Here is a 6,344-nt window from a genome sequence, read left to right as displayed (position 1 = left end):
ATGGTATTGAAATAGTGATAATCCTATCGGAATTATCAACATTCCAACACCCCAAAATCATCATTATGAGATAATTAAAATAAAAATATTATTTTTGAAGAACGGGATTAGTGCTTTTCATAGGATACATTGTTGTGTGCTGGCGTTGTGCGTAATGTTTCGATTTAGTTTCAATTTATATTTTTTGTCAATCAAAGAAAAACTCAAAATGAGCAAATATAAAAATGACAAACAAAAGAATAGTTGATAAGCATAAAATCAAGAGTTTTCGATTTTTTTTAAATTTAGGAATGAAAATTAATATTATCGATGCTATTAGTAAAAATAAAATCGTAACAAAAGAAGCTGTTCCTAAGACACTATCAAAATAATATTGAATTTTCCAAAATTCATTTCTATCAATAACTTTATATATGTTGTCAAATAAATAATCTGAAAATATCATAATTAAAAGAAATGTCAAGGTCATTATCCATTGAACTTTTGACAACCACAAATTCTTTTTAAAAATCAAATGCAACAATAAAACACTTTCGATATAAATTAAGTAGGGGATAATCGCCATTGGATAATGAAAACCCCAGTGTCTATATTTTGCCAAATTATCTCGGCCGTAAGAAAAAGTCGCTTGTGTTTCGATGTAACCTGGAACTAATTCAGGATTAGTTATGTAATTCCAGTTTATTATCAGAAATACGCTGAATGCAGTACATAGCAAAAGGATTATTCCGATAATAGTGTTATTTATAAATTTAGAATATTCTGTCAAAATAAAGGTTTATTTTTTTTCGCTTGCACACAACATGTATATATACGACATCCCTATTGCTGCTATACCACACATGTGCGAAGGTTTAATTAATTTATTCAAATGTATCAAAATTCAAAACCCACCAATTACGGAAAACCGTAAAGGGTTCTTATTTAATCGGGGAGAATACCAAATATAGGGTTTTATTTTTTTATTGGCTGTATGATTTAGATCAAGAGTCATTAGTTATTAGTTATTAGTTATTAGTTATTAGTTATTAGGAAAAGTGAGAGAATTATAATAGTACATTTGGATATTTATAAATTTATTGATGGAGAGCAACCAAAACCATCCCAAAAAACCAAAACCCCCGTGGCCCACAAAGGCAGCTATGGAGCAGGTTTATGCACAAAACCTTTGGGGTGGGGATAATGCAGATTTCTACTCTGGCGAGGGCTCGCATCTGCCTGCCATAGTAAAACCGTATCTGGAGGCTGTAACGGCTTTCTTAACTTCCTTTTCACCCCCGCTGACGGTATGTGATTTAGGTTGTGGCGATTTTAACGTAGGTAAAAACTTGGTGCCACATACCAAAAAGTACATTGCAATAGATATAGTGCCCAGCCTCATAGTCCGCAACCAGCAACTATTTAAGGCTCCTAATTTGGAATTCCATTGTCTGGACATTGCAACAACCCCTTTGCCAGCTGCAGATTGCGCCATCCTCCGGCAGGTACTTCAGCATCTATCAAATGCCGAAATACAAAGCATTGTAAACAAGTTGGCTGCTTATAAATATGTTATTCTAACGGAACATATTCCCAATGGTGCTTTTAAGCCCAACAAGGATATCATCTCCGGACAGGGCAACAGATTAAAAGTAAAAAGCGGCGTAGATCTATTGGCTACGCCTTTCAATCTCAAACCAAAAGAAGAAACACTACTATCAGCAGTTGTATTAAACGACGGCAAAGGAGTTATCAAAACCACACTCCTATATCCATAAATAAACTTAATCGCAAAACACCTCAATCCCCCCTTTGAAGGGGGCCAGGGGGATGTCAACCACAACAGAAAACAGTACCCCCCCTTTGAAGGGGACTAGGGGGATGTTAGTCCCCTCAAAAAAATCTCCTATCTTTAAAATTTCAATTACAAAACCCCAACCATGTTATTCAAAAACCAAAACATATTAATAGCACTTTTCATAATCCTCCTCGCCGCCTGCAACAAAAACGAACCCCAAAATGACGCATACGACCTGCTGGTAGCCTTACCCACCCCGCCAGTGAAAGTAATAAACACCAGCGGCACTTGGTTTGTGTATGAAATGCATATAAAAGTCCCCACCCTTCAAAAAGTAGAAATCTTCAACAATAGCAATCTACAACTGTCCTATTCCGATTTCATCACCAGGGACGATTTGCATATAGCCAGTATCTGGCTGCCCTACCCTGCACAGGGCTGGGAAAAGGAAGAGTTGGTGCACCTATTTCAGTATGAAGATGCCGAAGGCACTGCAAAGCAACACACCTTCACCTTAAAAATAGAAGAAGAATACCTAGACCCTATAACCATTGCCTTTCCTGTGCCCCAAGGTATCTGGTTGGCGGAAGCTGCGGCTGGCCCAACCTCCTACCACACCCGCGCCATTTTCCCCTATCCCGAACCTGTTTTTGATCCCACCCAGCAAGGTTATTTAATAGGAAACAATCCCCAGCGCTACGCCATAGATTATGCCAAGCTGGTTGATGGCCTGCCCTATCAAAACGACGGCAGCCAACTGGAAGATTGGTACTGTTATAATCTTCCTATACTTGCCGCTGAAGGTGGAAAAGTGATTTTTACTGAAAACAACATTCCAGACAATATGACCCCGGGTGAAATAGACTACCCAATAGACGCCTCAAACGTGACCGGCAATGTAGTTTATGTAGAACATGCAGACGGCAGCATAGGCACCTACTGCCACCTTGTTCCCAATTCCGTTTTGGTTGAAGCGGGAGACACAGTAACCAAAGGCCAAGAGCTGGGCCGTTTGGGAAATTCAGGGAATTCCTTCGCCCCGCATCTGCATATGCACGTGCTCACCAATCCAGAAGGCAAGCAAATAGTTGAATACGCTGACGGCCTTTATTTTGAAAGCTTGCCCTACAAATTTTCACAATTTACGAAGTTGGGCGCCCTTCCCCCGGGATATATGGACGAACCTCCGTTGACACCCTTCGTACCTACAATGGCGGAAACGCAAAGCAATACTTACCCTTCTGAAAGCGACGTTATAGAATTTTGAAATTTTAAGACTAAAAAAGGTGTTGTTTATTGAGTGGTAAGCGTTGGAGCTTAGTCCTTTTTCAGAAAAAATAAAATTACTCCCCACCCCTGAACCGCAACTGTTTAAAGCTTATCTTATCGAAAGTCAGCCCGCCCACAATAAGAAAGAGTCCAATGATTGTGGGAAAGCGAATAGGTTCTTCCAAAATAAAATAAATTACCACCAAAGATAGAAAGGGCACCAAATAGACAAGATTACTCACCTTAGCTGCCGTAATTGATTTTTTAAGGGCGATGGACCAGATAACGAAGGTGATTCCCATTTCAAAAAACCCAACATATACCGCGCTTAGCCACGATTTTAGATTGACGAATACTATTTCTGAAGTGAGTAGCAAGGCAATAACTATATAAATAAAACCGAAGAGAAAATTGAGGAACAATTTACTTAGTTCATCGCGTTCATCCTTAATGTTGAAAATCCAGAACAGGGCCCAAATTATAGCCGATGCCAGCCCAAAAACCACCCCTTGACCGTTGGAAAAAGACAAATTAATCAAGTTCCCCCCCGTGGCAATAATTAGCACCCCTATAAAGCTGATACCAATGGCGACCACATTCTTGAAACTTATTTTTTGATTGAGCAATGGCACTGCCAGCAAACTGAGCATGATGGGCCAAGTATAATTAAGCGCTTGGGCTTCTTGGGCAGGCAAGAGTTCATAGGCCTTAAACAAAATGATATAATACAGAAACGGATTAATGGCGCCATAAAATGCCGACTTCAAAACAGCCTTTGCAGGAAGCTTAGTTAAATTGGCAAACTTCTTTCGCACCGCCATCATTACGCCCAAGGTCAATAAAGCAGTTGCCGAAGACCAGAACAGCAACTGCATAAAGCTATAACTCTGAAGTGCTATCTTCATACTGGTAGCCACCGTACTCCATAAAACTACAGCGATACCCGCATAAATATATGCCTGTTTTTGATTTTTCATTTAGGCCCTTTTTTAGAAGTTTAAATGTAAATTGATAAAAAAGTTTGACCAAGCTATTCTAAATATATTTTATGCAAGAGAAGTTTTAAAAAATCATATTATAGGGCCGCTCAATTTTATCTTTAAGTTCCTGAATCCCCATCAACCTAACTTTTCTCAAAAACTCTTTTCCTTCAAAAAACACCAACAAAGTAGGTGCGGAAAAAACACCGAATTCCCCAGAGATTTCTGGTGAATTTTCTATTTTAATGTGAAGAAATTTTACCGCAGGAAATTCTTCTGAAAACAGCGCTTCCACCTTGGGCCGTAATGCTTCACAAACGCCGCAATTGGGTGCGGCAAAGTAAACCGCTACGGCAGTTTCAGCAACAATTATTTCGTGTAAAGCAGCAGCTGTCATTATTTGTAAAAAGTTAATTTTTGTCGTCCGCGTTTTCTTCGGAATGGGTATTCATTCTAATAAAATTATAGACTCCTTTTCCTTCTGCTATTAATCTGTCGTTTTGAAAAGCTTTCATCCGTGCCACGAGTATTCTATTGCCAAAGCGAATAATTTTCCCTTCAACCATAATTGCTTCCGGTTCGGCACCTCGCAGATAATCTATCCGCAAATCTATGGTGGCAATTTTGTCGTCCAGCGAGGTAAAATGGGTCGCGCCAATTACGCCGCCCACAGAATCCATAACGGTTGCAATTACGCCGCCGTGCCAGCGGTTATTTCTAAAGTCGCCCACCAATTCCTTTCTAAACGGCACACTAATGCGCACGAAACTCTTTTCGAGCAGTTCAATTTTTAACCCCAAAAACTTATGCATTGGGATGGTTTCTTCAAAAGTGGTTTTTATAAGTTGGAAATTGTTTTGGAGCATTTTGTAGTCGTTTTGCTATTTTCAAATTCGTTTTTCAAAATTAGGGATAATAGCTAACATTGGGTGAAACTTTAAGTTGGGAAAAATAGTCGTTTCACGAAATTCGAAATACCTATCTTTGCATTCGTAAAAAGCGTTAAGCGTTAAGCGTTAAGCGTTAAGCGTTAGGCGTTAGGCGTTAGGTGTTAGGTGTTTGGCAATAAGCACAAGACGACTGATAACAGATAACAGACAACACACAACAGACATGAACTACTTCTCCACCAACTTCACACTTGGCATCCTGGGCGGCGGACAATTGGGCAAAATGATGCTTTACGAAACCCGCAAGTGGGACATCCGCACCAGCGTCCTCGACCCCAGCGCAGAAGCCCCCTGCCGCATAGCCGCAGACCACTTTCAGCAAGGAGACTTAATGGATTATGAAACCGTTTATAACTTCGGAAAAAAAGTAGACGTACTCACATTTGAAATAGAAGGCGTAAACATAGAGGCCTTGGAAAAGCTGGAAAGCGAAGGCATAAAAACGTATCCCAGCGCTGCAACACTCAGAAATATTCAGGACAAGGGGGTGCAGAAACAGTTCTACAAAGACCACCAAATACCTACCTCACCTTTTAAGGTTTATAAAGACAAGTACGACCTCAACGAAGCCATAGTTAGAAAAGAACTACACTTTCCCTTTGTATGGAAAAGTTGCACCGGCGGTTATGACGGGAAGGGCGTAAGCATTATCCGCACCGCAGAAGATGTAATTCCACTTTCGGAAGGCGCTTGTATTGCTGAGAAACTGATTCCTTTTAAAAATGAATTGGCTGTAATAGTAGCCCGCAACCCTTCCGGGGAAGTAACCACCTATCCAGTGGTAGAAATGGAATTCCACCCAGAAGCCAACCAAGTGGAATACGTAATCTGCCCCGCCCGTATAGACGAAGCAGTTGCGCAAAAAGCAAGAGCCGTAGCCACAAAAGTTTCCGAAGCGTTTAAGCACGTAGGCCTTTTAGCGGTAGAAATGTTCCAAACAGAAGACGATGAAATATTGGTAAACGAAGTAGCTCCAAGACCCCACAACAGCGGCCATTACAGCATAGAAGCCAGCTACACCAACCAGTTTGAGCAGCAAATAAGAGCCATTTTAGGTTTACCTTTGGGCAACACCGATAGCAAAGTTGGTGGTATTATGGTTAACTTAGTAGGCGCCGAAGGCCACACCGGCCCAGTTGTCTATAAAAACATAGAAAACATTTTGGCGATGGAAGGCGTAACGCCACACATATACGGCAAAAAAGAAACCCGCCCCTTTAGAAAAATGGGCCACGTAACCATAGTAAACAAAGACCTCAACAAAGCGCGAAAGATTGCGGAGGAGGTTAAGAAAACGATAGAAGTTATTAGTAAATAAATAAGCACCAAATTTCAAGTACCAAATTCCAGAAAAATGGATTTGGGATT

General features: G+C 40.4%; 7 protein-coding genes. 3 read left to right on the top strand and 4 right to left on the bottom strand.

Annotated elements, in window-relative coordinates; translation table 11 throughout:
- Positions 1 to 187 precede the first annotated feature (187 nt).
- Positions 188 to 769, bottom strand: a complete 582-nt coding sequence (locus AC58DT_RS12420; protein WP_497217132.1) for a hypothetical protein — start codon at positions 767 to 769, stop codon at positions 188 to 190.
- 313 nt (positions 770 to 1,082) lie between these two features.
- On the opposite strand from AC58DT_RS12420, the gene AC58DT_RS12415 reads away from it, so the two are divergent.
- Positions 1,083 to 1,757 (top strand): class I SAM-dependent methyltransferase, encoded by a 675-nt coding sequence (locus AC58DT_RS12415; RefSeq protein ID WP_497217131.1) that lies wholly within the window; start codon positions 1,083 to 1,085, stop codon positions 1,755 to 1,757.
- Positions 1,758 to 1,919: 162 nt separating this feature from the next.
- Positions 1,920 to 3,044 (top strand): M23 family metallopeptidase, encoded by a 1,125-nt coding sequence (locus tag AC58DT_RS12410; protein ID WP_497217130.1) that lies wholly within the window; start codon positions 1,920 to 1,922, stop codon positions 3,042 to 3,044.
- Between the two features lie 76 nt (positions 3,045 to 3,120).
- Here the strand turns inward: AC58DT_RS12410 and AC58DT_RS12405 are convergent, their stop codons facing one another.
- The 3 genes from AC58DT_RS12405 to AC58DT_RS12395 form a co-directional block, all read right to left on the bottom strand.
- Positions 3,121 to 4,023: a DMT family transporter gene (locus tag AC58DT_RS12405; protein ID WP_497217129.1), complete on the bottom strand. Its 903-nt coding sequence runs from the start codon at positions 4,021 to 4,023 to the stop codon at positions 3,121 to 3,123.
- Between the two features lie 85 nt (positions 4,024 to 4,108).
- Positions 4,109 to 4,423: a thioredoxin family protein gene (locus tag AC58DT_RS12400; protein ID WP_497217128.1), complete on the bottom strand. Its 315-nt coding sequence runs from the start codon at positions 4,421 to 4,423 to the stop codon at positions 4,109 to 4,111.
- 13 nt (positions 4,424 to 4,436) lie between these two features.
- The gene (locus AC58DT_RS12395; protein WP_497217127.1) at positions 4,437 to 4,892 is read right to left on the bottom strand and encodes a hotdog fold thioesterase; all 456 of its coding nucleotides are present in this window, start codon (positions 4,890 to 4,892) and stop codon (positions 4,437 to 4,439) included.
- 247 nt (positions 4,893 to 5,139) lie between these two features.
- Between AC58DT_RS12395 and purK the strand changes: the two genes are divergently transcribed.
- On the top strand, positions 5,140 to 6,294 hold the full coding sequence (gene purK / locus AC58DT_RS12390; protein ID WP_497217126.1) for a 5-(carboxyamino)imidazole ribonucleotide synthase: 1,155 nt from the start codon (positions 5,140 to 5,142) through the stop codon (positions 6,292 to 6,294).
- The last annotated feature ends 50 nt before the right edge of the window (positions 6,295 to 6,344 follow it).

Source organism: Aequorivita sp. CRS11, from assembly GCF_059693805.1.
The sequence above is the reverse complement of the archived record's forward strand: the minus strand, read 5'-3'. Positions and strand labels throughout refer to the sequence as shown.